Raw genomic sequence first — 26308 nt, 5'->3', positions numbered from 1 at the left:
TATAGTTTAATCTGGAAAGGAAAAAAGGTCTATATTCTGGTTCATTTTCCATTGACCTATTCTGTATACTAAAAGAGTAAGCGAAACGATTGGGAGAAAGATGAATCCTTTTGGAATATTGGAAGCGGTTTCTGTTGAGGTCGATGATGGGATCCATACCTTTGCTGGTTTCCATGGCCCCATAACCATCATTATCAGAACTTTTCAACCTGAGCTAGTCGAGTGGACAGGAAGGAGAGTTATTTGCAGAGGTGGCCTAGTAACTTTGGGTTATACCCCAGATGAAGGCGACCCGGATCAAATCTCTTTTGAAATCGATGTAAAACAAGAGCAAGTATTCCAACTTGTTCGGGGAAAGTCATTTTTCACCATTACCTACAAAGGAAACTCCATTCCATTTCTCACCGATCCTTTTCAGTTTTTCAGGGATGGGAAATTCATCCCTGCACGAGACCGCCTGAAAGAACGAGTTATTGTCAGGTGATCATAGACCGGGCTCCTATCGGAATCCGGTCTCGCCATGTTTTCTACATTTTTTTCTTCGAAACTATCTCTTTTCCACTAGCCCACACAGGTCTTATGCCCTTCCCATTCTATCTTTCACCACATAAATTAAATAGAAACTTGATCCTGACAGGCTGGTGAGAATATGCAAAAGGAGATTAGTAAAATCGGGAATGCGCAAATATTATCCAGCAACTATTATGTTTCATCTCATATCCCGGAATATCACCCTCTTACTAAATCCAGTCTACAATCCATGTTAAACAAATACCCTACGATTTATGTCAAACCAAATAATTCATGCCAAGGTAAAGGCGTGATTCGCATAGAGAGAAAATCCAATGGTTATCTTGTCAAACCACGTGATCGTAATAAAACACTTCATAAAAATACGATCGAATCACTCATGAGGTGTATTAGGCGTGAGAAAATGAATCGGCCTTATCTCGTTCAACAAGGTATCGCTAGTTACACCAAAAACGGACGGCTATTCGATATCCGTACTCACTTACTGCGGATTCATGGAGAATGGGAAATGGGAGCAATTATCGGTCGGGTGGCGAGTAAAAGAGGGGTAGCAACCAATGCTTATAGCGGAGGGACACCCGTTCCCATCCGTCCTTTATTAAAAGATCATCTGGGATTAAGTGAAGAGGAAAGTGAAGGTTATATCGCACAATTAACCACCCTGTCATTAGAAGCAACACAAACATTTAGCAAGGAGTTTCCTAAGTGGACGGAGTTCGGATTAGATATTGGTGTCGATGAAAAAGGACACTTGTGGATCTATGAAATTAATATCAAACCGGGAATGCTGGTATTTCGCAAAGATCAACCCTCTTATCAACGCATTATGAAAATGAAGAAGATGAAAGGATAAAAAGTTCTGTCTAAAAAATGGTGATTACTATATAAAAAAAGTGACCGACAAAGAGGCAAGTTGTCGGTCACGGTGCTTCCATAGGGATATCATACTGTTCACTCATCCAAGTTCTCCATATCTATGAGACGCCCCTCTATCTTTCCTAAAAATTATGTTGCTAACCGGTCATGAGCGATAGGAGTCTCCATGAGTTGCTTCACTTCATTTGGTACATTGCTTTTCCCTAAAGTCCACATCAATTTTGCAACAATTGCCTCTGTATTCATATTTCTTGTATGAATAATGCTCTTTTCTACTACTTTTCTTCCTACTTCGTACCGATGCAAGTCTTCTCCTTCTTCCAAGCATTGGGTAGTAATCACTACGGCTATTCCACTGTCGATCAGCTCTTCAATTTTTGGCAATAGATTACGGCCTACAATCGGGATACCCCCACTGCCAAAACTCTCAATAATAACCCCTTTATATGCCTGTTTTAGATAATCAAATAATTCTGGTTTAATACCCGGATACAGTTTGACAACTATTACATCTGTACAGACGGAAGTATCACAAAGCAGTACATGCTGGTCATTCGTTGGTTTCCCTAAAGGATATGTGATCTCTTCTCCATCCACATAGCCAATGTAAGGATGATTGATACTTTCAAATGCATCATAACTCTTGGTTTTTATTTTCACTGCTCTCGTTCCTTGAATCACTCGGCCATTAAACACAACAAATACTCCAGCTACATCTTCACATGCAAACCGAATAGCGTCCTGTAAATTTCGTTTGGCATCGGTAGGTTCGAAATTCATCGGAACTTGTGAGCCTGTCAATACAATCGGTTTACTCCCCTGCTGCAGCATGTAGGACAAAGCAGAAGAAGTATAGGCCATTGTATCTGTTCCATGAGTGATCACAAATCCATCGTAGTCTGCATAATGATCACGTACAGCTTCAGCGATCGTAATCCATGACTCCGGCTGCATATTGGTGCTGTCAATATTCATCAATCGTTTCGTGTCGAGTTGGTACAAAGGAGGAACTTTATCTACAAAGCGAATCAACTCATCTGGAGTCATTCCGGGAACTAATCCATTATCGCCTTGAAGCGAGGCAATGGTCCCCCCTGTAGCCAACAGCAATAGCTTTTTCTTCAACTTGAGCACACCCATTTCTTCTTGTGATGTCCATCTATTATTATGATCGGATTTACTATTTTTGTTGTGTAATAAGAAAAGTGATTAGAAATAACGGAAAACTCTTTATTATCTTACTGCTGCAATTGCTTCAATTTCGACTAAAAATTTGGGATTCACTAAGCTGTGTACAACCAAAACCGTTATAGCAGCCGGATGATCCCATCCTTCTACTCTCCTTGCGGCTTGAAAACCAGCTTGGATCGGGTGACCTTGTACGATATAGATAGTAAGTTTCACTACATCTTTTGGAGTCGCATTTGCAGCTGCTAGTGCTACACTTACATTTCGAAGAGCCTGCTCCGTCTGGGTACCTAAGTCTTCACCAACTATTTCACCAGCTGCATTTACTGCATTTTGACCGCCTACATACACTGTTTTTCCAGAACTTCAACCGTGACCACTTGGGTAAACGCGGGGTTTTTAGGAAGGCTTTCTGGGTTAATATGTGTTATTTTCATATATCCATGATACCCATTCCGTTATCAATTGCAAACATTTATTATCGAAATGCCATATGAGCAATTCTTTGTAAGATTCCCAATCCAAAAATCCCCTGTTACACTAACGGAACATTATTCTAACCAAATAAAAAGAATAGTCTTCTGACTACTCTTAGTGTAAATGAAAGACTATAAGTTTCCCAACATTCATCTATTTTTTAGACCATCTTTTATGATCTTAAATTCCGACTTCTGCGTGCTTGAAGGCCCTTGATTCCAAGCACGCAGAGGGTGTATCTACGCCATTACCAGTACCAGTACCAAGGCGAAGTTGTAGAGGCAGCAGTGCTGCATACAACTGTTACATACACCGCAGGTAGCTGTTTGACCACACCAACACATGTTTACTCCTTGCCGCTACCTTACCCATTTGGGTCTTACGTTTTTATCGTACCAAATTTCTCGTTCATATTAAATTGGTTTTGCTAGTGAATATCCCGTTTCTTAAAGCTTTCTCCTCGCACCTCGTGTATATTACCAATCGCAAGAAAGGCTTGAGGGTCGATATCTTCGACAATTGCCTTCATCTTTGCTTCTTCCAGACGAGTGATAACACAGAAGATCACTTGTTTATCTTCTCCTGTATACGCTCCTTCGCCTCTCATATAGGTAACACCGCGTCCAAGACGATTAAGGATAGCATCTCCTAAATCCTTTGACTTCTCACTGATAATCCAAACTGATTTTGTCTCTTCAAAACCTTCAATGGTAATATCGATCACTTTAAATGCAATAAAGTAAGCGATCAAAGAGTACATAGCCCGATCCCAGCCAAATACAAACCCGGCGCTTCCTAAGATAAATAAGTTGAAGAACATCACTGTCTGCCCAACCGAGAATGGAATTTTTTTGTTGAATAAAATCGCTAATATTTCCGTTCCATCAAGTGATCCACCATACCGAATAACCAGGCCGACCCCAATTCCAAGAATAATCCCTCCAAAAACTGCTGCTAGTAACGGGTCTTTTGTCAAAGGAGGAACTGGATGAAGGTACGCTGTTCCTAGTGACATGACAGCAACACCAAATAACGTAGAGATAGCAAATGTTTTTCCGATTTGCTTATATCCTAAAAAGAAGAAGGGCAGGTTGAGCACAAATAAGAATAATCCTAAGCTCCATCCCGAAAGATGAGATAACATGATGGAAATGCCAACGATTCCCCCGTCAATAACTTGGTTTGGCACCAAAAATATTTCCAGTCCAATCGCTACCAAGACAGCCCCGAGTAATATCATCGTTCCCCGCTTCAGCAGCTTCATTGTTGTCAGTTTTTTATGGTTTGTTTTTTCAATTGCTGATACCCCTGCAACTTCTCCCATAACGTATGCCTCCCTTAGTCTGTTTCTTCGATGTTGCGGTGAAGAGGAGGAAACGCTTCTAAAATATCAATTTTTATTTTTCTCCTCTATTTGCTTCAATTTCTCTTTGATTTGTTCCCTGTTTAACTGTGTATACTTAGCAGTAGCTTGAATAGATGGTGTTCCTTGTTTGGTCACATGGCCGAGGTAATAAGCGATCTCCTCCAGGCTCCATCCCGCACTTCTAGCACGATACGCAAAATCTTGGCGCAGCTCATGAAACGTAATGTCGTGAATAAGCTCCCATTCTTCTTGTGCAGCCTTTTTCTTTAAACTGGCAAACCAGCGGTGAATACCATTTTCCGTCAAGTGTCCTGATTTTTGAGATAAGAAGACAAAGCTGCTGTCTTTCTTTTTCCGTTCTTCACTATTCAAATATTCATAGAGAGGTTTGCGCACTTCTTCTAATAAATCAATGTCTCGTTTCTTTCCGCTCTTAGCTCCAACGGTTATCCATCCTGTTTTCGGGCCCACATGACAATCTTCTACTTGCAGCCAAGAAACATCACATACCCGGCATCCTGCCCAATATCCCAGAGCAAAGATCGCATTGCCACGCATATTTTGCTGTCTTTCCACTAAACCTCTCAGTACTTCTCGCTGTTCATCAGTCAACTCTCGTGGCGTAAAAGCAGCTTGTGGAGGGACATAGACATCATGCGCAGGATTTTGGGACAACAGCTGTTTTTCTTGGATCAACCAATTTGCAAACCGGCTGATCGCCGCTCGTACTTTGTGTTGATGCGCACTGCTGTAACCTTTTTCCTGAAGTTTAGCTAAAAATACTTCTAAGTCTTCACGAGAAAGATGTTCCATCAAAAATATTCCATTATCACTGGGACATTTGCCAATCCATTCGATGAACTGCCGAAGAATTCGCAGGTAAGCATCAACGGTCTGATCACTTTTGGAAGATAGCAAATACTGCTCGTATTCCTCCAATAAATCTAGACATCGCTGATCAAGAGGGGCTTTCATGAGGGTAACCTTCTTTCAAAAGATTCCGCCTGTGTAATTGGGAACCTGTTTATCACCTAAATACCGTTTATGAATTTTATCATGCTTTATTTCTGTGGTTTTATTATAACACAAAAACGCAACGGAACATTTTTTCCGTTGCGTTTTTTATGAGATTTATTTTCGCATCAGAAGATTGACAATAATGCTATACTACATATAGCAACTGCTCACCCGAACTTCAAGGGAGACATCATGGACACGACCATGCCCCAGAACCAGACCGCCCAGCCCGAGAACGAGGAGATCATCCTCGGGGTCGACTACATGCCCATCCTCTGGCCCTACTACAAGAAGGCGGCCGGCGAGGGCACCTACCTGTACATGGCGAATCACATCGAGGAGGCCATGCAGGTCTTCAGTGACGGTACGTACCCGGTTCGGGCCGTCGTCGTTCAGGGGAACTCCCAGTGGAACAACACCCCGCTCTGCGACGTCACGAACACCTTCGCATTCTGCGTCTGGCTGCTCCAGCGGGACTTCCGTGGGCCGATCGTCATCGTCAGCACTTCACCTGCAAGCGTCGACGGTCTTAAGCGTCTCTCGCCTCAGATCGAGGTGATGGACAAGTGGGAGTTCTTCCGCAACGGCTCCAAGCAGCTGAACAGCTCCTACGAACGCTCAGCACGAACCCTGATCGAGGAGCACCTCAACGGGGAGCTTGCGGTGCATTCCGCCGAGTCGTTGAAGCGGCTCGACGCACTCGTCGCGAGCTTCAGCGACTGCGACACGGCCGTCCTTCATGCGCTCGTCCAGACGCGTGTCGGTACGCCCCAAGAGAACACCATCGATCCTTGGTTCGACCAGTACCGCTGGCTCGTAACACTGGCTGTTCGGGAGCTCTTCTTCGACCACCCGAACAAGCTCGCATCCATGCGTGAGCTGCTGGAGAGCACCATCTCCGGCGTCCCCCGCACGGTCGAGCTGAGCTCGACCAAGCCGAGGGAGCGGACGAACGCGAGGCTCCTCCAGATCTTGGAGGTCGAACCCTACTGGCGCTGGTTCACTCGGCCGGACTCCTGAGTCCCCGAGTTCGGGAGAACAAAAAAGTCCATCGTCACCATTCAGTCATGAATGGTGACGATGGACACCCGTACGGGAGCTACCCGGCTAGCCGTACACTCGACGGGCTGTCCCTTATAGGTACAGTTCGTCGGTCGTTTTAATTTTCGAAACATAAAAATCAAGCTAAGATAAAATAAGTTTGATTCCATATAGTTATTTGATAAGCTAAAGCTGTTAGGTTCTCACATAGATGGAGACTCCCTATGTATCTAGCGAATCTACTGGGGCTTAGTTGCAACCTTCAAGGTGAACTAACAGCACTAGACGAGCACAATCTCACAAAAGTCAGAGACAAGGTTCTTGGAGCTGGTGTCAAAGCCATTCGAGGTCTAAACCTCACCTTTGATCAACTCCAAGAAATTCACAACAAGCAAAAAGCCTTTACCATTGCTTGGTTGGCAATGTTCAGGACAGTATGCACGCTGTCTCACCGACCAGCTTGGGAACCACTCCCCAGCCCCAAAGATGCGTACGAAAAGTCTCTAAATCTTTCAAACTGAATCGAACTGTCGAGGCGGCACCCAGTTGTCTCGACCCGATAAAAAAATAGCCACCTAATAGGTGGTTTTGTTGTAATTAAGTGCATAAGAATGTCCGAAAACGGGCGGCGGACTGCTACCTTGGTGAGGTGCAGCCCGCTGGGGGAGTACTAGTGGGGATCGAGCTACGTTCACTCGCTCATAGCGATCCACATCCTGATTTCCCTCAGAACCCGGTCCGTGAACGGGACGAAGTAAGTCACTCGCTCCTGAGGACAAACCCCATGCTCGTCACAGGCCGTTCCTCCCCAAAGAATACCCTCAGCCACGAACCGCCTTCCCTCAACTTGGAAAAGCGGTGAACCAGACTGCCCATGAAAAGAGACTCCACCAGAAATGACTCCGAGTTTCTTGTTCAAATAAACGAAGTCGTGGTACTTGCTTTCCCACATGGTGGACGCATCTTTATCACCGGGATAACCCGCGGTGACCATATCGGCAGACTCAGCATGATGGGGAAATTCCTTCAAGCTGAAGTGTGCAGTAGGGATGAGGTTGGGCAGAAAGATGACCCCATAGTCCTGACCGCTCGCACTCACTTGGAATCGAGTTGAAGTCAGGATTTGAAAAGGCATGTACTGACCATTGACCGCAGGTGCCACTTCCACGAGTTGAGCCATCTCATTGCACGGTTTGAGCTTCTGAAGACAGACTTCGGGATTCTTCAAGCAGTGTCTGGCAGTCAGCACCACTTTAGGGGCGACGCTAAATCCTGTGCAAGAGAACCATCGTTCTTCCTCGTATTTGACAAGGAGATGAACGACCGCCTGATAAGGCCACTCAAGAGAATTTACCACCCTCGTCCGAGCATCGGGCTTGTTGTGAGCTGCGATTGCTTGATTGATCCTTGCTTCCTGCTCTCCTTTCTTTGCCGTCAGTGAAGTTGTGCCGGCATGGTTAGCAGGATTAATCAAAAGACCAAGCAGCACACCGATGCCGATCAACGAGACCCAGAAGATCAGAATTCGAAACAACTTCTTCACTAGTACTCCTCGGTTGAAGTTAACCTTGACCCTATTTTATCAAAAATGAATCAAAATCCACTTTGTAATTCCAAATTTATAAAGTATTTTATCTTTACAAGAAAATATTAAGAATGAAAAATATCATAGTGATAGCCTAATACCAACTGTTTTCCTGTCTCCAACTCAAGAATATGGCAATTGGACAAATCAAAAGAAATGACTTCCCCTTTCTCTGTTGTCATACAAACCCGGGATAAGGTTTGCTTCTTTTCTTTAAACTGCAAGAAACAAAGCTTATTTTTATCAATGGAATTGGGTTTTACCATTTCCGATACATCCCAAAGATGAAGACACGCATCCCTGCTCAAATGCTCCCATAACTGATCCACTTGTTCTGCTTCCCCTTCTACTGTTAAACGCAGCATAAATCCATCCCCCTTCTTTTTATAAAATCATAAAATGAATAGTAAATATTTTCAATAATTATATTTTTCTTACTTTTCCAAGGAATTTAAGTCAGATCGAGGAGGTTTTTTCAATATGGATGGAGAAGTTTTGGAAAACATTAGGACATTCCAAGAAGAGGGGTAAAAGATGCAGTTACCACTAGAAAAGATCGGGCCGATCCTCCGGAAAAAACGGATGGAACTTGGACTTCGCATCAACGACTTAGCAGATGAACAAATCTCCAAATCAACGATCAGCAATGCAGAAAGAGGCCTTCCCATTGTCACCGAGGCGATGTACCTCTATCTCGCAGAAAAACTGAAAATCAAGCACTCATTATTAAATGTATTAGAAGAATCCGAGCAACAAGAACAAGCGGTGATGGAACAATTACTCGCTCTAGAAGGCATGATCTCTACTGATCCAATAGAGGCTTTGCAAAAACTAGAGCAGATCAAACAGAACTACTCCATCACAAAAAACACCTATCTCTACGCCTTACATACCTTTCTGCTGGGACGGTGTGCTTTTGAACAGAAAAAATGGCAGAAGTCCAAAACGTTATTAAAAGAAGTTGTCGAGCGGACAAAACAACAACGCTCGTTAGCTAGTACGAACCTATTTAGTGCTTGTATGAACGATCTTGGGAGAATTGCTTATTACGAGAACCAAATAGAAGACGCTTTGCATTATAGTATTGATGGGCTATCTCGTTTAGACAAGCAAGGTGAGAGAGCACATTACCGATTTCATCTTTTATTAAACAAAGGAATTTATTTAGAGAAGATGAATGAACCAGAAAAAGCGTTAGAAGCTATTCAGGATTTAGAGAAAGAGATAAATAGTTACTCTAGCATTTGTGATGCATTATATGTAATTCATGTTGATATTATCATTCAAATGCACAGTATGTATGCCTCTATCTATAATGAATTGCAACTGTATCAAAAAGCTTTTGGATATGTGAAAAATGGAATTATTATCGCTCAAAAAAATAAACAATTTGATCAGTTATTGCTATTGCGCACCACCCTTGGTATTATTCTCAGTAATCTAGGCAGGACAAACGAAGCAAAAAAGTGTTATTTAGAAATCTTAGAGTTAAGAAAAAGAGTTGATCATGAGCATGATTTTGTATTTGCTTATGTAGAACTAGGTCAGCTATATATCAAACAAAAAAATTGGTTAGAGGCAGAAAAAACATTAAAACAAGCAATCGCTATTAGCAAACGAAATAATGATTTAATGCATTTAATGGAATGTTCAATTCGTTTAGGGGATTGTTTTGTGGAGCAGCAGCAATATAGACAAGCTATTAAATATTATGAAGAAGCACAAAGGTATTTACCGGTGAGTGAAAACCTTCAAAAGGAACGTGAAATAATAACGAATCTCGGATATTGTTATTTTCAGCTTGGTGATAAAGTTAGTCTTGAGATCTACCAACAAAAATCACTCCAGATCAATTCCAAAATCCGATGGGGGGATTAACTGTGTGCTGTTATGGAAACAAGCCTTCTGGTGATTCCATTTATAGTCATATCATAAAGGTATAGGGCAAAAAATGAACTTATATGAAAATCGAAATCAAATAACACAATGACCATTTCAACAACTTTCAAATTTATATTTCGGTTAAAAATTTCACTATCCCTTGGACAAACTATAAGAATAATTCCAATTGTAATAGTATTAATCGAAAATATAATCCAAAGGAAATAACAAAACCATCCATTCTCTATAAGCTAAGATAAAGAGAAATTGGATGGTTTTTGCATTTATTGTATACTTGATCTCTTATTATCGGGGGGCGTGCAGAGCCCTGTTTGATCTCCGCACGCCCCGGTAGGGAAAGAGTCCCTTACTGCTCGTTGCCGTCTTGCCGGCCGTCGTGGCCACTCTCGGACGTGTGGGGTAGACCACCGGCTCCTTCTCCGACGAGCCGCCGCTCGTCCCATTGGTCGAAGTGCTCATGAGAGTAAGATTCCTTCCTATCCAGGGAGAATCGTTCGTTCTCCAGTATATTTAGTATAAACCCAATTGGAGGGATAATTCAAAATTTATTTCTCCTATACCACCGTATAACATCCACTTGATCTACTACTCTCTTTGTGCGACAAAAAGAACCGTCCCCTTGTCGCATATATTATAATACGAAAAAGAACCGTCCCCTTGTCGCGAAACAAACAACCAAAAGAAATAACAAAACCATCCAATCCCTTAAAATCAGAGGAATTGGATGGTTTTCGCATTTATTTCAAGCTATATCGCTTATTTCTCGGGTGGGCGTGCAGAGCCCAGTGTTGCTGTACTCTGCACGCCCCAGCAGGGAAGGGGTCCCTTACTTCTTGCTCGGCGGAACGATCGACGTGCTGGTGATCGACGCGGAGTTGTTCACCGAGGCGCCGAGAACCGATCCCTCGTCGACCGGCCTGTTCTCCGTGATCGAAGTCGCCGTGGTCACGCTCGCCGCGGTGGTGACACTCGGGACGTCGTTGATGCTCCCGGAGTTGCGTCCGACCGGAGCACTGCTGTTGGACATGAGTAAGGCCTTTCCTACTAAGGGGAGAACGGGTTGTCCTCCAATATATTCAGTATAAACATAATTCCAATAAAAATCAAAACATAACCTTTCCCTTATCCCTAATCTCTACCAACAAAAATCACTGCAACTGGGAACAATCCCCTGATATCCTCCCTCAAACGTGATTGACTCCGCCTTCCTGCAAGCATCATAAATGCTCTCCTGCACCGCCTTGGCCGCAGCATTTCCCACTCGATCTACTTCCATACTCGGCCAGTTTGGATTATCATCTGTCATTTTCACTTCCTCCGTCGAGAAAACAAAGATCGTATCCCCATCAAGCGAAGTATGTACCGGATAAATCGCCCTCACATGTCCATGAGAAGCGAGGTGTGCTACTCGGTCGTAGTTTTCGCGTGTCTGTAAATCCGCGTTGGTCCCTACGATAGAAATGGTCGTGTTCATGCTATTGGATGTCACAAAACCATTCACTTCCTCATAAGCGAGAATAGGCTTATCCTCACCCCTATTTCCCGCGAGAATTTTCCCATCTGGAAGCACTACGTTGCCTACTGGGTTGACGACGGACAAGGCACAAACTATCACCCCATTACCTAGATCCACTCTCGCTGACCCAACCCCTGACTTCATCGCTGGAAACTTGGTCCCATCCTCCAAATAATAAAACTTCCCTACGGTCGTACCTGTACCCGCCCCGACATTGCCATTTTGCACAGGCTGGCCTGTAACATTGTCATATGCTTCGCGTCCAAAATTCCCGTCAAACTGGGCAATTCTCGTTCCAAGGTCATAGACAATTGCGCCACTGATGCTCGGGTTGATGATATTTGCTGTAAGGTCGCCAATGCCATCAGCAATCATCCCTTCCATGATAGCAGAAGCACTTGCCAATCCCGGTAAACAGCCTCCTGCAACAAATAACCCATGACGACGATAGTATGATTTGCCAAGATGCAGGGTATCCGTATTAAAGGTACTCGATGCTCCGCCATAAGCCGTATAGGCAACAGGAAGAGCACGGTCAAAAGTAACGACCGTACAGCCTGTTAATTTATCCAAATGTGTTGCATGACCTACTTTTACTCCTGTTAAAGCAGTAAGTGTGTTGTTTTCTTTGTTCATTTTTCCTCTCCTACGCACTTTCCTTTATAAAACCCCACGAAACAAAGTCAAAACATCGTATATCGAGAAAATATTGGTAGACAATAAAATAGAAAGGAAGTGTGTTCCTGCATGGTGAAAAGAGAAGATCAGATCACCGCTTATCAAGCAGCTGTTTTTGTCTCTTCTTTTATGCTTGGCGTCGGAATTCTAATCTTGCCAAGAAGTGTGAGCGAAGTTGTGAATTCTCCAGATGGTTGGATTTCCCTACTTCTCTCAGGATTATTTGTCATTCTCATCAGTATTATTATGATAAAACTTTGTCAGCGATTCCCAAGGAAAAATTTTTTTGAATTCAGTCAAGAGATCGTTGGAAAGTGGGCTGGCGGGATACTAAATTTTATTCTGATTGCTTATTTCATTATGGCTGCTGGTTTTGAAATTCGGGGAATGGCAGAAGTAACGAAGTTATTTTTGCTGCCAGCAACTCCTATTTTCGCTACTATTATTCCTTTTATATGTCTTGGAACTTATCTCATTACTGGCGGCATTAATCCCATAGCCCGCTTCTTCGAACTTATGCTGCCTATTACCATTATCGTCTTGATTCTGGTATTCGCTTTAAGCATAAAATCTTTTGATATTCATAATTTACTCCCAGTTATGGGTTCAGAGATCTGGCCAGTTATCAAAGGAGGAAAAGCAACATTTTTATCCCTCACAGGATTTGAAGTTATGCTAATCATTACAGCATTTATGAAAGAACCACATAAAGCAGTGAAAACTACGATAATAGGTATCACAATCCCAGTGATTGTTTATCTGGTGGCCATTATCTGTACAATAGGAAATTTAGGTGTAGAAGGAACTAATATTCGAACATGGCCAACTGTATCTTTGATGAGAGAGTTTGAATACCCTGGAATTTTATTCGAACGATTTGAAACCTTTCTGCTTGCTGTTTGGATCATACAAATTTTCACAACGTTTGTCTCCTGCTATTACTTTGCTGCCTTAGGTTTAAGCCAACTTTTTAAAAAAGATAATAGCTTGTTTATTTTTAGTCTAGCACCTCTTATTTATCTTGTTACCAGATTGCCTAAAAATATCAATGATCTGTTTCATTTTGCTACCTTTGAAAGCAGTATTATTATTTTATTTGTCGTTTTGATTCTGCCAACATTATTGATTATCGATGTCTTTCGGAGAAAAAAGAAAGTTTCTATTTCATGATCTTAAATGAAAAGAACACCATGAAAATCAGATGTTGTTTTCATTATTGAATTATTCCTCAAAATTACCGTTAAAGATATCCTCATATTCTTGAATATCCTGTTCCATTTGAGTCAGCTGATGTTTTTTTCGACGGAAAACCCGATCAAGTACCATATCATCAACGCCTTCCGATCGAAGCTCTTCTATTTCCTCCTGTAAAAAAATGATTTTCTTCTAAGTCTCTCTTAAGTTGTTTATATTCTTCTCCAGTGGTAATCAGAGCCATCTTTATCATCCTTTCTGAACTTGGATTATACCCCGCGGTTTTCCAGAACAATCTTTTTATATCAATTATTTGAGCAAAATATAACACATGTCTTATAAATAAATGAAGGTATTTTCAAAAAATCCCCGCTATAAGGATCTTATCTTTACTTTTAGTAACCTTTCTACTTCTTCCATATCCCCTTAAACCTTTTTATTTCTAACACAAATCAAATTCATACTAAAAATAGATAAATATATACAAATAATTAAAATTTCAACTATAACAATTTTCTTCATTCTCTATTATAATAGAGTTATTATTCTACAAAGGGGGAGGGATGCGTATATAGCGAATCTACAAATAATTGCTTAAGAATTTATTTCTTAGACGATCTCTTATTTTCTAAACAGTCCCTCTATGCTAAATTTCCAAATATTACTAATCCAAAACATCTGTAAAGGGTGATACTGGTGAATTTCGAAATAAATCGGGCGAATCATCGATCTATTTTAGGAATTGCTTTGACTGTTTTCATTATCGCTATCCTTCTTTTGTCTACGGCGGCAGCTCCGGTTCAGGCAGCTACAACATTAAAAACAGAAGTTTTCGCAAAAGTACCAGCTCCCGGATTTCCAGAAGGGGTTGTGGTATCAGACGAGAATACCATCTATGTAGGAACTCACCAAAGTGGTACAAATCCTGCTAATGCACCTTCCCATGTGTTCGCTTATGATAAAAACGGAAACCTCAAGAAAGATTATGTCATCCAGGGACAAGCTTCAAGTGCACAGGGCATCCTCGGAATGGCTTTAGATAAACAAGGCAACCTATACATTCTAGACCGTCATCCATCTCGGATCATCCGTTTGAATCCAAAAACAGGGGAGCAGTCTACGTATGCTACTTTCCATGAAGTAAAACCATGTGTCGATGGACAGCCTGCTGGGGACTGTTCCGCAGAATCTGAAGATCGTGCTTCTTACGCGGACGACCTAGTATTTGCTCCAGACGGCACCCTATATGTCACCGACATCCAGCAAGCTCTAATTTGGAAAGTTCCAAATGGCGGGGGAGAAGCAAAAGTTTGGTATACTGATCCTGACTTAGACTCTGTCTTTGGAGCCAATGGTATCCGCTTCGCTGATAATGGAAAAACCCTTGTGCTTGCTGTTTCTCTTTATCATGTGACCGATCCAAATCAAATTTTCAGCGGAAGAGGGCGCATTTACAAACTTCCTGTCAATAACGATGGCAGCCCTGGAACGAAGAAATTGATCTGGGAAGCACAACAAGACGGGGAAGGTCCAGATGGATTTGCGATTGGCCAATCTGGTAACTTGTATGTATCTTTGGCTTTACCAGGTGCTCTTCTAGTTCTTTCGCCAGATGGTCAGGAAATCACCCGTACACCAGCAACCCCAGAAGAAAACCAACAGCAAGCAGTTCCATATTCCTTACCTGCCAACGTCGCTTTTACTGGAACCAACGTTTTGATTACAAACCAAGACTTCTTTGCAGATGGTCCCAACGATAAACAAGTTTTATTCAAAGTAAACGTCGGGGAATGTGGAAAAGCATTATTCCGTCCTTATGTAAAATAAAAGTGAAATGAAAAGCCACTCCTCATGGAGTGGCTTTTTGTATAGGAAAGTGAAGCACTTTATATATGGGTGGTCACAGCAACTAAGGCTACCGTGACCCGTTCTCCCTAAAGGTTCGTCCGCTCCGCTCGTTTTATCCTTCAGTCGAACAAAATGCCACGTTAGGCACCTCGGAGGAAGGTATCATCAGAGGGGAGAAACTGTTAGAAGAACTGTTCAGTTGTTGAGCATAAGAATACAGGCCGGCTTCGTTTTACTTATTTTACTTATTTTACTTATTTTGTCGATTATTCTCGAGCTCAAGTCTAAGATAAATATATCCCTTCTTCTTTTGTATTGTCAATACTGGGAGGAATAATCATACTCATTAACAAAAACTTTTCAATTTTAAAGGTTTTTAACTTTATGTTCAGTGTTGTTATACTTAATAAATTCTCCGCAATTGAACGTTTCATTTTCACCTCGTTGATTGGTTTCACTCGATTGTATCTCCTCAAGATCACTAAATGAGTCGTCAGCTCATCTCCTGTAAAAATAGCAGATAATGCATGTCTAGCTGACTGGTCCATCTTCTCTTTGGTGTCAAAAGAAGAGTGCATTCCTTCGAACAAAAAAGTAAGTATTTTTGCTTTTGAGCTTTTGTTCCAAAGAACACGATGGGCAGTGTTCCGATTCCTACATGAGCACCATGAGAGAGTGCAAATGACCGGGATAGTGCCATTTTTTCTGTGATCAAAGTAGAACTGATCTTATCCATGTATCTTTAGCTCTGCCAGGTGCTTTGTTGGTACTCTCGCCAGATGGAGAAGAAATCACTCGCACCCCAGCTACTCCAGCGGAAAACCAACTGCAGGAAGTACCATACTCCACACCTGCAAACGTCGCTTTCATGGGAACGAACGTCTTGATCACCAACCAAGACTTCTTTGCAAGTGGTCCCAATGATAAACAAGTTGTATTTAAAGTGAACGTTGGAGAATGTGGAAAAGCATTATTCCGTCCTTATGTATACTAAAGATGAAATCCAAAAGCCACTCCATGAGGAGTGGCTTTTCTTATGTGAAAGTCTATACACTTTATATACGGGTGGATCGCAGCTGGTTGCATGCGACCCTCTCTCCCCAGTCTTCGCGTCAACAAAATGCCTGCTAGGACACTTTGGAATTGAAGGGGGAAAGCTATTTAGTTGTGAACTCCTTTAAGAGAATGACAACTTAGATTCATAATACACCAATTTCTTTAATATTTCAAGTCAAAATAGTTTTTTTAAAAAACTATTCTAAATCTATATCTTCAACAATCTTCCTGCAGCGGAAAACCAACTACAAGAAGTGCCATACTCCACACCTGCAAACGTCGCTTTCATGGGAACGAACGTCTTGATCACCAACCAAGACTTCTTTGCAAGTGGTTCCAATGATAAACAAGTTGTATTCAAAGTAAATGTTGGAGAATGTGGAAAAGCATTATTCAGACCTTATGTATACTAAAAAGGAAATGGAAAAGCCACTCCATCGAGGAGTGGCTTTTTGTATAGGAAAGTCTATGCGCTTTATATGCGGTGGATCACAGCTGGCTGCATGTGATCCTATCCCCTCACAGCCTTCCATCGAACAAAATGTTAATCATTTTGGAGGAATAGGAGGGAGGAGATTTTTTCCCTTTAATAGGTTGGGTATAGCTTAAATTCATTTTACTCCAATCCTTTAAATATTGCAAATAAAAAATTTCCACTTTATTAAAAGGTGTTTATATACCTAAGTCTTCAACAATCGCTCTGTAATCAAACGTTTTAAAACCACTTCATTGATTGGTTTCACTCGATTGTATCTCCTCAAGATCGCTAAGTGAGTCGTCAGTTCATCTCCTGTAAAAATAGCAGATAATGCGTGTCTAGCTGCCCGGTCAATCTTCTCTTTGGTGTCAAAAGCCAATGCTAAAGTCATCTCTTCTTTGGATGTATCAGGATGTTTCTTTGTTCGAAGGAATGCACTCTCTAAGGCAAACAACAGAGTAACGATATCCGCTAAGTCTCGTAAGACTTCCTGCTCTTGATCGATTTTTTCCCGATATTTATCTACTGCTGTACCTGCTGTGAGCAGGAAACTCTTTTTGCTGTTTTGAACGATTTTTTCTATTACTGAAAGATTATCCGATTCCTGTTCCAAGCTGGGAGTATAATTCATGATCTCTTTTGTCAGATCAGCAACTGCTGCCATCAAGGGAAGCTCGCCGGATAATGCTCTCTTTAATAGGGTTCCGGGGATCAACAGCCGATTGATCTCATTTGTTCCTTCAAATATCCGATTGATTCGCGAGTCGCGATACATGTTTTCAATCTCATACTCCTGCATAAAGCCATATCCACCGTGAATTTGAACCCCTTCATCGACGACAAAATCCAGTGTCTCCGAACCGAAAACTTTTGCTAGAGAACACTCAATCGCCCATTCGTGAATCGACTTGGCAACTTCTTGCCCATCGGACTGTTCGATCGTACTCAATCCCTGTTCAAACAGCCCAGCGATTCGATATACCATACTCTCTAAGGCATACGTCTGGATCTGCATGTTTGCTAATTTCTCTCGAATCAAAGCAAATGTAGCGATAGGTACGCCAAATTGTTTCCGTTCTAGAGCATATTCCTTCGAAATTTCTATCGCTCGTTTCGCTGAACCGAGTGTCCCCGCAGCCAGCTTAAACCGCCCTAAATTTAAGATATTAAAAGCGATCCGGTGACCCTTGCCGATCTCACCAAGCACATTTTCAACAGGTATCTGAGCATCTTGCAAGATTAAAGTCCGGGTGGAAGAACCTTTGATACCCATCTTCTTCTCTTCCACCCCTGTGGAGACCCCGGGAAAATCTCGTTCCACAATAAAGGCGGTAAATTTATCGCCATCTACTTTGGCGTAAACAATAAACAGATCAGCAAAAGCAGAGTTGGTAATCCACTGTTTTTCTCCATTTAATAGGTAATGGGTTCCTGCTTGATTTAAGACAGCTGTTGTCTTTGCCCCAAGTGCATCTGATCCTGAACCTGGTTCTGTCAAGGCATATGCCGCTAGTTTTTTTCCGCTTGCTAAGTCAGGTAAGTATTTTTGCTTTTGAGCTTTTGTGCCAAAGAACACGATGGGCAGTGTTCCAATTCCTACATGAGCACCATGAGAGAGTGCAAATGACCGGGATAGTGCCATTTTTTCTGTGATCAAGGTAGAACTGATCTTATCCAGCCCAAGCCCGTCAAACTCCTCTGGTACATCAGCACCTAGTAAGCCTAATTCCCCTGCTTCTTTGAGCAGACGGACAGTATGCGAAAATTGGTGTTCCTCTATCTCAGCAAGCACTGGCCAAACTTGCTCCTTGACAAACTCCTCTGTCATTTTTGCCATCATTTTTTGCTCTGCTGTAAAATCTTCCGGTGTAAATACATCAGCAGGCAGCGTTTCTGTAACGAGAAAAGAGCCACCTTTACCCATGTTTTTCCCTCCTACACACGTTCAAATAATCCAGCTGCACCCATACCGCCGCCGATACACATCGTCACGATTCCATACTTTTTCTTCTCCCGAATAAGTTCATGTAAAATAGATACCGTTAACTTCGTTCCTGTACAACCCAAGGGATGCCCTAAGGCAATTGCTCCACCATTCACATTTACTTTGCTTTCATCTAAGTTCAACTCTTGGATAATTGCCACAGACTGTGAAGCAAATGCCTCGTTCAGCTCGATGCGGTCAATTTGCTCTAAGGTTACTCCTGATTGTTTTAACAGCTTTGGAATCGCTCGAACCGGACCTATGCCCATCACTTCCGGCTCTACACCCGCTACTGTAAATCCTCGAAAAACAGCCAATGGCTTCAGTCCTAATTCTTCCGCTTTTTCACGGCTCATAACGATAACTGCTGCCGCTCCATCACTTGTTTGTGAGGAATTCCCTGCTGTTACTGTCCCGTTTACTTGGAATGCTGGGCGCAGTTTTGCCAATGCTTCCAGAGATGTATCAAGCCTTATTCCTTCATCTTCGCTAAAGAGACGCCTGCTTTTCACAGGAGCACCATCTTCTGATTCTTTCCACTCTGTCACTTCTATAGGAATTATCTCTTCTGTAAACTTTCCTTCATGCTGTGCTTTTGCTGCTTTTTGGTGGCTGCCCAAGGCAAATTGATCCTGACTCTGACGGCTTATCTGGTAACGCCTCGCTACTTCTTCTGCTGTATGTCCCATCGATAGATAGGTTTCGGGATAATTCACCATCAAGTATGGGTTAGGCGAAGGACGGGAACCTCCCATCGGCACCATGCTCATGCTCTCTATCCCACCTGCGATGATCATCTCCGCAAATCCACACATGATTCGCTCAGATGCTAACGCAATCGATTGCAGCCCGGAAGAACAGTAACGATTGATCGTCATCGCAGGGATTTCCACCGGTAAGCCTGCTCGTAAGCTGACTGTTCGAGCGAAATTCATCCCTTGTTCTCCTTCAGGAAATGCGCAGCCAATGATGATGTCATCGATTTCTTTTGGGTCTATCTGAGGATATTGCTTGAGCAATCCTTGTAACACCAATGCTCCAAAATCATCTGGTCTTGTATGGCGCAGAGCCCCTCTTGATGCCTTTCCAACCGCAGAACGTTTTGCTGCCACGATTACTGCTTCCCGCATACTTTTCCCTCCTCAATTGCGAAGCGGTTTTCCCGTACGCAACATATGAGCCATTCGAGCTTGTGTTTTCGGTTCTCCAATCAAACTCAGGAAAGCCTCTCTTTCTAAATCGAGCAAATAAGCAGAATCAACCAATGTATCTTCTGGAACTTCTCCGCCAGCTAAAACATATGCAAGTTTAGAAGCAATTTTATAATCATGCTCTGAGATATAGCCTGACTTCCAAAATTGATAAGCTCCTAGTTTCATCGTATTGGCACCATTACTGCCTAAAACGGGGATTTTCTTCGTCTGGGGTACTTGATAATTAGCTCGATCTAATGCGAGTACTGCTTCTTTGGCATCATGCAGCAAGAAGTCACGGTTCATCGTAATCGCGTCAAACGGACGTAAATAGGTATAGCTTTTTGCATCTAAAGCACTTGTAGACACCTTTGCCTGCCCGATTGTTTGAAATGCTTGATAGACAAACGGTTCTATCGCTCTTGCATTTGCTCCATTGGTCTGCTCATGAATACGCAGCAGAAATTCTTTGCAGCCTCCCCCTGCTGGAATCAATCCAACGCCTACTTCTACCAAACCCATATAAGTCTCTGCTGAAGCTTGAATACGGTCGGCAGGTAAACACATCTCCACTCCGCCACCAAGTGTCAGCCCAAAAGGCGCTGCGACTACTGGACGAGGGCAAGTGCGCAGAGACCCTAACGTTTTTTGGAACCGGCGAATCATGAGGTCAATCGCATCATAATCTTCATCTTCGACAAACATCAACATCATCAAAAGATTGGCTCCAACTGAAAAATTGGTCCCGCTGCCTGTAATGACAAGTCCACGGTAATTAGCAGCTACTTCTGTGACAGCATAGTCAAGCATCTCCAAAGCGTCATTGCCAATCGCTTGTTTAGGAGAATGAAATAAGTAACAGGCTACATCATCTCCGATATCGATAAGACTTGCACCTTGGTTTCCTTTGATTAACACCTGAGAGGCAGGATGAATCGGAATTATTTTTGGATGCTCTACAATCGGTTGATGGGAACCATCGAGATCGATGAATTGATCAGACTGATAAAAGGATGTTTTCCCATCCGCAATGAGTTGTTCAACCCAAGCAGGAATTGTTTCTCCTTCTTGTTTCATTCGCTCTACTGTGGCAGCCAAACCCAGCTGATCCCAAAGCTCAAACGGACCAACATCCCAGTTAAATCCCCATTTCATCGCCCGGTCTACATCGATGAGATGATGAGAAATGACAGGGGCATAGGTTGCAGTGTACAGCAGCGTCTTTTTCGTGATATACCAGAGGAACTTTCCGATATCAGGCTTCAGTTGAAAAAGGGCTTGCAGTCGAATGCCTAAATTCTTTTCCTTTTTGATCTGCGCTAGTTCTGGGAAATTTGCTTTTTTTCGATCTTTGTACTGCCATGTATCGAGATCGAGTGCTTGAATCGAATTATTTTGTTTACGATAAAATCCTTGCTTTGTCTTCTCGCCTAATGAACCTTCCCTTATTAACTTTTGTATAACAACAGGAATTTGAAATGCATTTCGCTCCTCTTCATCTTGCGACTGATCACGAACATTTTTGACAACATGAGCATAAGTATCTAAGCCGACCAGATCGAGTGTCCGAAAAGTAGCACTTTTGGGTCTGCCTAAGAGAGGTCCTGTTAATTCATCCACAATCTCAGGAGAAAAAGGCCATTGTTCCATCGCCTGGAAGATCACTTGAATTCCATAGGTACCAATCCGATTGGCAATAAAATTAGGTGTATCGCGCCCGATAACAACACCTTTACCTAGGCGTTCTTCGGCAAATTTTTGGACTGCATTGGTGATAGAAGGAAGTGTGTGTTTGGTTGGGATCAGTTCAAGAAGCTTCATGTATCTGGGGGGATTAAAAAAGTGTGTTCCTAAAAAATGTTGTTGAAAAGATACCTTTCGATCGTATATGATTTTATTGACGGATATACCTGAAGTATTGGAACTTATAATAGATTTCCCATTCCAGACTTGTTCCACTTTTGCAAGTAACTGCTGTTTGATCGTTTCATCCTCTACAACCGCTTCAATTATCCAATCTACTTCTGCTAACTTGTGAAAGTCATCTTGGAAATTTCCAGTTTGAATAGATGAAGCTATCGTTGAAGAAAAAAGGGGAACGGGCTTTTCTCGAAGAAGAGATTCTTTGGCTTTTTCTGCTAGAATATTTCGATTCTGCTCGTTTTCTGGGACCCGATCGAACAAATAGGTGACAAAACCTGCATTAGCAAAATGGGCGGCGATCGCACGACCCATCACACCAGCACCCAATACTGCTACCTGTTTTATCTCTAGCATTTTCATAGCTCCTTTTCGTTAATCCGTCTGAAACAAAACCGTTCGGGATAGGGAGAAAATAGCTACATCACTTTATTATTTCGCTACATTTAAAAATAGTCAATATTTTTTAAAGAGTTATCTATTAACATTTTAACAATAAATGTTAATCTTAAAATAAGTTCTCTCTCCTTTCTATATAAATATTGCACATACGGAATCATTATGCTTAAGGGGAATGTATGATGGGTAAGTGGATATTTCGTTTTTTCTTACTATGTTCGTTTTTTCTAGGATGTTATGTGATCTATAGTTTTTTTGAAATGGGTTATGGAGTAAATGCGATAAGCATATCTGATGGAAAACTCCACAAAAAAGAAGATATTAAAGCATACGGTTTGACCAAACTTCGCATTCCAGAAGAATCACTGAGAAACAAACCCATCTCAGTTTACTATGTCCCCCATCCAGACGACGAAATTTTGACGTATGGTGTACCAATTCGAAATGATTTAGATGCAGGCAAGATTGTATTCTTGGTACTGTTCACACATGGCGAAGGCTCCGCCATTTTAGGAAAGTTAAATAAAATGGCAGCACCGAAAAAAATTACCCATGAAGAATTAGGAAGATCACGGGTACGGGAATTTTTATTTTCGGCTGAAGCATTAGGCATAGATGAAAAACACCGAGATGTATATGGCCCTAGTAAAAATGGATATAAAATGAACTTAGTAAGATCAGTAGCATTATACTTTGAGAGTCTATCCAATAACGTGATGCATAATGGAATGAGCGAAATGGATACTCTTCCTGAGCACTCCCTGACAGGAAAAGTACTCAATGAGCTTTACAAACAAGGGAAGATCAAAAAGAAAAGAACTTTTGCATCTGTCTACATGTCCCGATTCGCCAAAAAGAAAATTAAGGGACCTCATATCAAATTAGTCAATCCCACTGATAATTATTACCTTGATTCCTCCATTAACACCTATAACCGTTGGGACCCTGAAAATGGATGGTATGCATGTGGTTATATCAGCGTTAGCGAACAATTCAAATCTTTCTATGCTCACAAATATTCGGTATTGACCAAAAAATAAAAAATAACCAGAGTTTTTACTCTCTGGTTATTTTTTATTAAAGATAAATGCAAACAGCACTCCACCAATTGCTAAGATCAACAATCCAGAAGATTGTAAGCCTTGATCCTTTATAAATTTTTGAATGGGCATGGCTACACTACTGCCCCCGCTGCCGGAAGCACTATAATTGTGATACAACCAGTATATGCCAAAAGCAACTGCTGCAAAAAAGAGAATCCCGATGATAAATCCTCCTATTTGCTTTCCGTTAAAACCACTCGAATATCGAGACTTTCCTTTTTTAATCGGCTTTGCCATCTATTTCCCTCGCTTCGCATCATTATCGTATAAAAAGTTTATTCGATGCGGGCGATGTATTCAATAAAGAATTATTTTACTTTATTAACCATACAAACCTTCCGAATGTTGGATAATAAACTGTTGGATGGTTTCCGCAGCACGTTCTACAGAAGCAAGGTCACTTGAATAGAACGTATAACGACCTTTTTTCTCATCCAAATCTAATTCGTCAGCAAGCGCCCCCATCAAACCACGGGTCTTTTTATCTAATTCAAACCAACCAGTAATTTGTGAACTGGCAAGCTCTGTAGCATAAGAAAACACGATCTCATCATATTTCCCACGCAACCAAGTCGTGGGTCGAAATTGAATAATTTGCGTAGCGTCTCTTCTTCCTGTATATCCTTCTGCATAATGCTGAAATCCTAAAGAATGAAAAGCATCTAAAAAGTTTTTGAGTATACCTGATGGTAAAATATCAATATAATCACGATCTTTGGCATCTATCGCCTGATCAATATCTAAATCTGTTTCAAAATAATAGTGGGTACAGACTGAGCTGACTGGCAATCCATCTGGACACACAAAATGAAAAGGATATTCATAACGCGCACCTGGGCCCAAAATAAGTTTTTCATTGGTGATCGGGATCGTCGCTACTTTTTCATGCACATGATGTTCATGCTCACCTCTTGTGTAGCGGGAAGTAAGATGAAGAGAGACCTTTAGCCCTTCTGTCACTTGCTCGGTTTCTCCACCCACAACTAAAATGGTTCCAGTGATGGGCTGTCCCATGGTCATAACTTCTTGATCCAGTTGTAAGTTTACTTTTGCAGCTCCAAATCCAATCGATGCTAGAAACTTTTTCAACATGGCTGATATCACCCTCCTGACCCTATTGTATCAGAGAAAACGCCCAATAAGATCAATGAGATGATAAGTTGTATAGACATTTCCATCTTTGGTGCGAAATCCTTGGTCATATGCTTTCATCCAATTATGTAACAGATGATTATTGTCATCTGCTAATTTTTGTTCCATCGCATGAAAATAGCCGAATAAAGCGGCCATTTGAAATACTCCTTGGCTATTGTGATAAGTCTTGCGGAATTGAACCTCTTGCACATCCTCCAAATGAAGTCCATCTTGCTCTAATCGTTTTTCCCAATAGGTTCTTGGGTTAAACTGGGCAGGAGGATAATTTCCCATTTCTGAATCATCAATCCAACTCAAACAATTATGTAGTTCCATAAAGGTATGGGGACCAAAAAACGTCGTTGCTACTATCCCACTTTCTTCCAGAAGCGCTCCGCTAAACTGAAACAATGCTGGCATCTCTCGCTGAAACTGGCAATTTGGAGAGATGATAATAATATCAAACTTATCTGGAATACCATCTCGGTGATGAGAGATAATCTGTACGATAGCGCTTTTATTCCAAGTCATAAATATATCAGCGTTCATCTTGAGTAAAAAAAGGTCTGAGTCTGGGTAGACATCTTGAATTAAATCAGTAAACATCGGCTCAGTGACATAAATCTCCAAGATCGAGATCGCAAATTGCCTCCGTTGTTTGATCGTATGTACAAGTCGAAACGAGATTTTTTGACAAATTTCATTCTCTTGAAAAGAGGAGGGAGCTGATAGGAATGATGATATTCCGTACTCATGTTCTTGATTCACATCTGCACCTTTCTTTCTTTTCATCGTTATCAACTTGCTTCTCTTTTTAGTTAGGAAAGTCCTTCTATTCGATGTAAATAATCCTGTTTTTTGGCACAAAAAATACATAAGTTCGTATGGTCATGCAGATAAATTCTTGCTGACATTGTTTTTTCTTTTAACGTATCATATCTATTCAAATTTATTTTATTTTCGTATAATAAAGATACTGTCACTCTACCCTGATGGAGGAACCGAACATGGCCGCCACCAACGCCTGCCAGCCCGTCAAGCCCGCCATCGAGGCGACCATCCACATCGAATGGGTCTCGGGCATCAAGCGATGGATCCCGGGCACCAAGCGGTGCAAGGTCGTGATCGGCGAGATGCGCCTCACCGGCACACTGCCGAAGAACACCAGCATGGACTCCTCCAACAAGGAGGCCTTCATCAACGTTCAGATCGACTGCGCCAAGAGGAACTACTGGGAGTTGGTCCGGAACGTCAAGCGGATGCTCCACAACCTCCCGGTCCTCGACGAGCTGGAGCTCGGGAAGTCGATCGACGACGTCCTCGGCTTCGAACTCGAAGACCCCGCCTCGATCCCCGCGGATCAGTACGAGGCCGCACTGATGGAGGCCGAGGCTCCGATCTGGGAGGCGGTCGTCTCCGGGAACGCGCTCAGCATCGACGTTCCGGTCACCAAGCTGATGGCCGAAGCGGCCGTCGCCTACTTCAAGGAGGAACTGGCCACGACGGTTCAGTTCCCCATCAACGGGAGTGTCTGGGAGACCTGGGCGAAGTACGTGCGGGAACACCCCGGGACGTACGCCGCCTGAGGCGACTTCGGTTCCAGCAGGGATGACAGCTCACCTGAGCTGTCGCCCCGCTGGAGCCGGAGCACGAATATAATTTGTTGACATAGATAAGCCCCACTTCTGTATGACTCAGAAGTGTACTGAACCCCAAAAGTTGAACTAAAAATTAAGCCGCAAGCTGGTTGGAATGAATCCTGTATTGAACAGGGCTCATACCAGCCAGTTTTTGTTTTATCCGTTTGTTGTTGTAGTAGTAG

Annotated in this window: 27 protein-coding genes and 1 pseudogene; 12 read left to right on the top strand and 16 right to left on the bottom strand. The window is 42.3% G+C overall.

The window, feature by feature from the left end; all coding sequences use genetic code 11:
* The first annotated feature begins 100 nt into the window (after positions 1 to 100).
* On the top strand, positions 101 to 484 hold the full coding sequence (locus MK805_RS16430) for a hypothetical protein (protein ID WP_240877003.1): 384 nt from the start codon (positions 101 to 103) through the stop codon (positions 482 to 484).
* A 165-nt stretch (positions 485 to 649) separates the two neighbouring features.
* The gene (locus tag MK805_RS16425) at positions 650 to 1384 is read left to right on the top strand and encodes a YheC/YheD family protein (protein ID WP_240877002.1); all 735 of its coding nucleotides are present in this window, start codon (positions 650 to 652) and stop codon (positions 1382 to 1384) included.
* 152 nt (positions 1385 to 1536) lie between these two features.
* On the opposite strand, the gene MK805_RS16420 is transcribed toward MK805_RS16425, so the two are convergent.
* The 4 genes from MK805_RS16420 to MK805_RS16405 all read right to left on the bottom strand — a co-directional run bounded on the left by MK805_RS16420 (position 1537) and on the right by MK805_RS16405 (position 5413).
* Positions 1537 to 2547, bottom strand: coding sequence for an asparaginase (locus MK805_RS16420; RefSeq protein ID WP_240877001.1), 1011 nt, complete (start codon positions 2545 to 2547; stop codon positions 1537 to 1539).
* 93 nt (positions 2548 to 2640) lie between these two features.
* The gene (locus MK805_RS16415; RefSeq protein ID WP_240877000.1) at positions 2641 to 2946 is read right to left on the bottom strand and encodes a RidA family protein; all 306 of its coding nucleotides are present in this window, start codon (positions 2944 to 2946) and stop codon (positions 2641 to 2643) included.
* 553 nt (positions 2947 to 3499) lie between these two features.
* Complete coding sequence (locus MK805_RS16410; protein WP_420833103.1) at positions 3500 to 4336, bottom strand: YitT family protein; 837 nt, start codon at positions 4334 to 4336, stop codon at positions 3500 to 3502.
* A 126-nt stretch (positions 4337 to 4462) separates the two neighbouring features.
* Complete coding sequence (locus tag MK805_RS16405; RefSeq protein ID WP_240876998.1) at positions 4463 to 5413, bottom strand: tyrosine-type recombinase/integrase; 951 nt, start codon at positions 5411 to 5413, stop codon at positions 4463 to 4465.
* Between the two features lie 234 nt (positions 5414 to 5647).
* Between MK805_RS16405 and MK805_RS16400 the strand changes: the two genes are divergently transcribed.
* On the top strand, positions 5648 to 6475 hold the full coding sequence (locus MK805_RS16400) for a hypothetical protein (RefSeq protein WP_240876997.1): 828 nt from the start codon (positions 5648 to 5650) through the stop codon (positions 6473 to 6475).
* A 245-nt stretch (positions 6476 to 6720) separates the two neighbouring features.
* Positions 6721 to 7017 carry a hypothetical protein gene (locus tag MK805_RS16395; RefSeq protein ID WP_240876996.1) on the top strand — a complete coding sequence of 99 codons (297 nt, stop codon included), beginning with the start codon at positions 6721 to 6723 and terminating at the stop codon, positions 7015 to 7017.
* A 170-nt stretch (positions 7018 to 7187) separates the two neighbouring features.
* Here MK805_RS16395 and MK805_RS16390 read toward each other — a convergent pair whose 3' ends face one another.
* Together MK805_RS16390 and MK805_RS16385 are read right to left on the bottom strand one after the other, a co-directional pair.
* Positions 7188 to 8039 (bottom strand): trypsin-like serine peptidase, encoded by an 852-nt coding sequence (locus tag MK805_RS16390; RefSeq protein WP_240876995.1) that lies wholly within the window; start codon positions 8037 to 8039, stop codon positions 7188 to 7190.
* 107 nt (positions 8040 to 8146) lie between these two features.
* Positions 8147 to 8446 (bottom strand): hypothetical protein, encoded by a 300-nt coding sequence (locus tag MK805_RS16385; RefSeq protein ID WP_240876994.1) that lies wholly within the window; start codon positions 8444 to 8446, stop codon positions 8147 to 8149.
* 169 nt (positions 8447 to 8615) lie between these two features.
* Here MK805_RS16385 and MK805_RS16380 point away from each other — a divergent pair, with 169 nt between their 5' ends.
* Together MK805_RS16380 and MK805_RS16375 are read left to right on the top strand one after the other, a co-directional pair.
* Entirely contained in the window at positions 8616 to 9959 is a 1344-nt protein-coding gene (locus tag MK805_RS16380; protein WP_240876993.1) for a helix-turn-helix domain-containing protein, read from the top strand.
* Between the two features lie 857 nt (positions 9960 to 10816).
* A complete protein-coding gene (locus tag MK805_RS16375; protein ID WP_240876992.1) occupies positions 10817 to 11068 on the top strand; it encodes a hypothetical protein in 252 nt (83 codons plus the stop codon).
* 50 nt (positions 11069 to 11118) lie between these two features.
* Here the strand turns inward: MK805_RS16375 and MK805_RS16370 are convergent, their stop codons facing one another.
* Complete coding sequence (locus tag MK805_RS16370) at positions 11119 to 12135, bottom strand: P1 family peptidase (RefSeq protein ID WP_240876991.1); 1017 nt, start codon at positions 12133 to 12135, stop codon at positions 11119 to 11121.
* A gap of 111 nt (positions 12136 to 12246) precedes the next feature.
* Here MK805_RS16370 and MK805_RS16365 point away from each other — a divergent pair, with 111 nt between their 5' ends.
* Positions 12247 to 13347 (top strand): GerAB/ArcD/ProY family transporter, encoded by a 1101-nt coding sequence (locus MK805_RS16365; RefSeq protein WP_240876990.1) that lies wholly within the window; start codon positions 12247 to 12249, stop codon positions 13345 to 13347.
* Positions 13348 to 14067: 720 nt separating this feature from the next.
* The gene (locus MK805_RS16360) at positions 14068 to 15198 is read left to right on the top strand and encodes an SMP-30/gluconolactonase/LRE family protein (protein ID WP_240876989.1); all 1131 of its coding nucleotides are present in this window, start codon (positions 14068 to 14070) and stop codon (positions 15196 to 15198) included.
* A 305-nt stretch (positions 15199 to 15503) separates the two neighbouring features.
* On the opposite strand, the gene MK805_RS16355 is transcribed toward MK805_RS16360, so the two are convergent.
* Both MK805_RS16355 and MK805_RS16350 read right to left on the bottom strand, forming a co-directional pair.
* A complete protein-coding gene (locus MK805_RS16355) occupies positions 15504 to 15797 on the bottom strand; it encodes a hypothetical protein (protein ID WP_240877048.1) in 294 nt (97 codons plus the stop codon).
* Between the two features lie 17 nt (positions 15798 to 15814).
* A pseudogene (locus tag MK805_RS16350) lies at positions 15815 to 15955 on the bottom strand (acyl-CoA dehydrogenase family protein); the annotation flags it as partial.
* A gap of 27 nt (positions 15956 to 15982) precedes the next feature.
* Here MK805_RS16350 and MK805_RS16345 point away from each other — a divergent pair.
* Both MK805_RS16345 and MK805_RS17920 read left to right on the top strand, forming a co-directional pair.
* Positions 15983 to 16213, top strand: a complete 231-nt coding sequence (locus tag MK805_RS16345) for a hypothetical protein (protein ID WP_240876988.1) — start codon at positions 15983 to 15985, stop codon at positions 16211 to 16213.
* 349 nt (positions 16214 to 16562) lie between these two features.
* Positions 16563 to 16688, top strand: a complete 126-nt coding sequence (locus tag MK805_RS17920; RefSeq protein WP_255724723.1) for a hypothetical protein — start codon at positions 16563 to 16565, stop codon at positions 16686 to 16688.
* 267 nt (positions 16689 to 16955) lie between these two features.
* Here MK805_RS17920 and MK805_RS16340 read toward each other — a convergent pair whose 3' ends face one another.
* The 3 genes from MK805_RS16340 to MK805_RS16330 are packed head-to-tail and all read right to left on the bottom strand — an operon-like array spanning position 16956 to position 22207.
* Positions 16956 to 18677 (bottom strand): acyl-CoA dehydrogenase family protein, encoded by a 1722-nt coding sequence (locus tag MK805_RS16340; protein WP_240876987.1) that lies wholly within the window; start codon positions 18675 to 18677, stop codon positions 16956 to 16958.
* 11 nt (positions 18678 to 18688) lie between these two features.
* On the bottom strand, positions 18689 to 19867 hold the full coding sequence (locus tag MK805_RS16335) for an acetyl-CoA C-acyltransferase (protein ID WP_240876986.1): 1179 nt from the start codon (positions 19865 to 19867) through the stop codon (positions 18689 to 18691).
* 12 nt (positions 19868 to 19879) lie between these two features.
* Positions 19880 to 22207, bottom strand: a complete 2328-nt coding sequence (locus MK805_RS16330) for a 3-hydroxyacyl-CoA dehydrogenase/enoyl-CoA hydratase family protein (protein WP_240876985.1) — start codon at positions 22205 to 22207, stop codon at positions 19880 to 19882.
* Positions 22208 to 22488: 281 nt separating this feature from the next.
* Between MK805_RS16330 and MK805_RS16325 the strand changes: the two genes are divergently transcribed.
* Entirely contained in the window at positions 22489 to 23289 is an 801-nt protein-coding gene (locus MK805_RS16325; protein ID WP_240876984.1) for a PIG-L family deacetylase, read from the top strand.
* Positions 23290 to 23316: 27 nt separating this feature from the next.
* Here MK805_RS16325 and MK805_RS16320 read toward each other — a convergent pair whose 3' ends face one another.
* The 3 genes from MK805_RS16320 to MK805_RS16310 form a co-directional block, all read right to left on the bottom strand.
* On the bottom strand, positions 23317 to 23589 hold the full coding sequence (locus MK805_RS16320) for a hypothetical protein (RefSeq protein WP_240876983.1): 273 nt from the start codon (positions 23587 to 23589) through the stop codon (positions 23317 to 23319).
* Between the two features lie 84 nt (positions 23590 to 23673).
* On the bottom strand, positions 23674 to 24444 hold the full coding sequence (locus tag MK805_RS16315; protein ID WP_240876982.1) for a sporulation protein: 771 nt from the start codon (positions 24442 to 24444) through the stop codon (positions 23674 to 23676).
* 30 nt (positions 24445 to 24474) lie between these two features.
* Positions 24475 to 25278, bottom strand: coding sequence for a hypothetical protein (locus MK805_RS16310; protein WP_240876981.1), 804 nt, complete (start codon positions 25276 to 25278; stop codon positions 24475 to 24477).
* A gap of 215 nt (positions 25279 to 25493) precedes the next feature.
* Between MK805_RS16310 and MK805_RS16305 the strand changes: the two genes are divergently transcribed.
* Positions 25494 to 26072 (top strand): hypothetical protein, encoded by a 579-nt coding sequence (locus MK805_RS16305; RefSeq protein ID WP_240876980.1) that lies wholly within the window; start codon positions 25494 to 25496, stop codon positions 26070 to 26072.
* A 145-nt stretch (positions 26073 to 26217) separates the two neighbouring features.
* Here the strand turns inward: MK805_RS16305 and MK805_RS16300 are convergent.
* Positions 26218 to 26308, bottom strand: a 91-nt coding sequence (locus tag MK805_RS16300; protein WP_240877046.1) for an IS3 family transposase, incomplete at its 5' end; no start/stop codon positions are given.

Source organism: Shimazuella soli (genome assembly GCF_022511585.1).
GTDB lineage: Bacteria > Bacillota > Bacilli > Thermoactinomycetales > Thermoactinomycetaceae > Shimazuella > Shimazuella soli.
The sequence above is the reverse complement of the archived record's forward strand: the minus strand, read 5'-3'. Positions and strand labels throughout refer to the sequence as shown.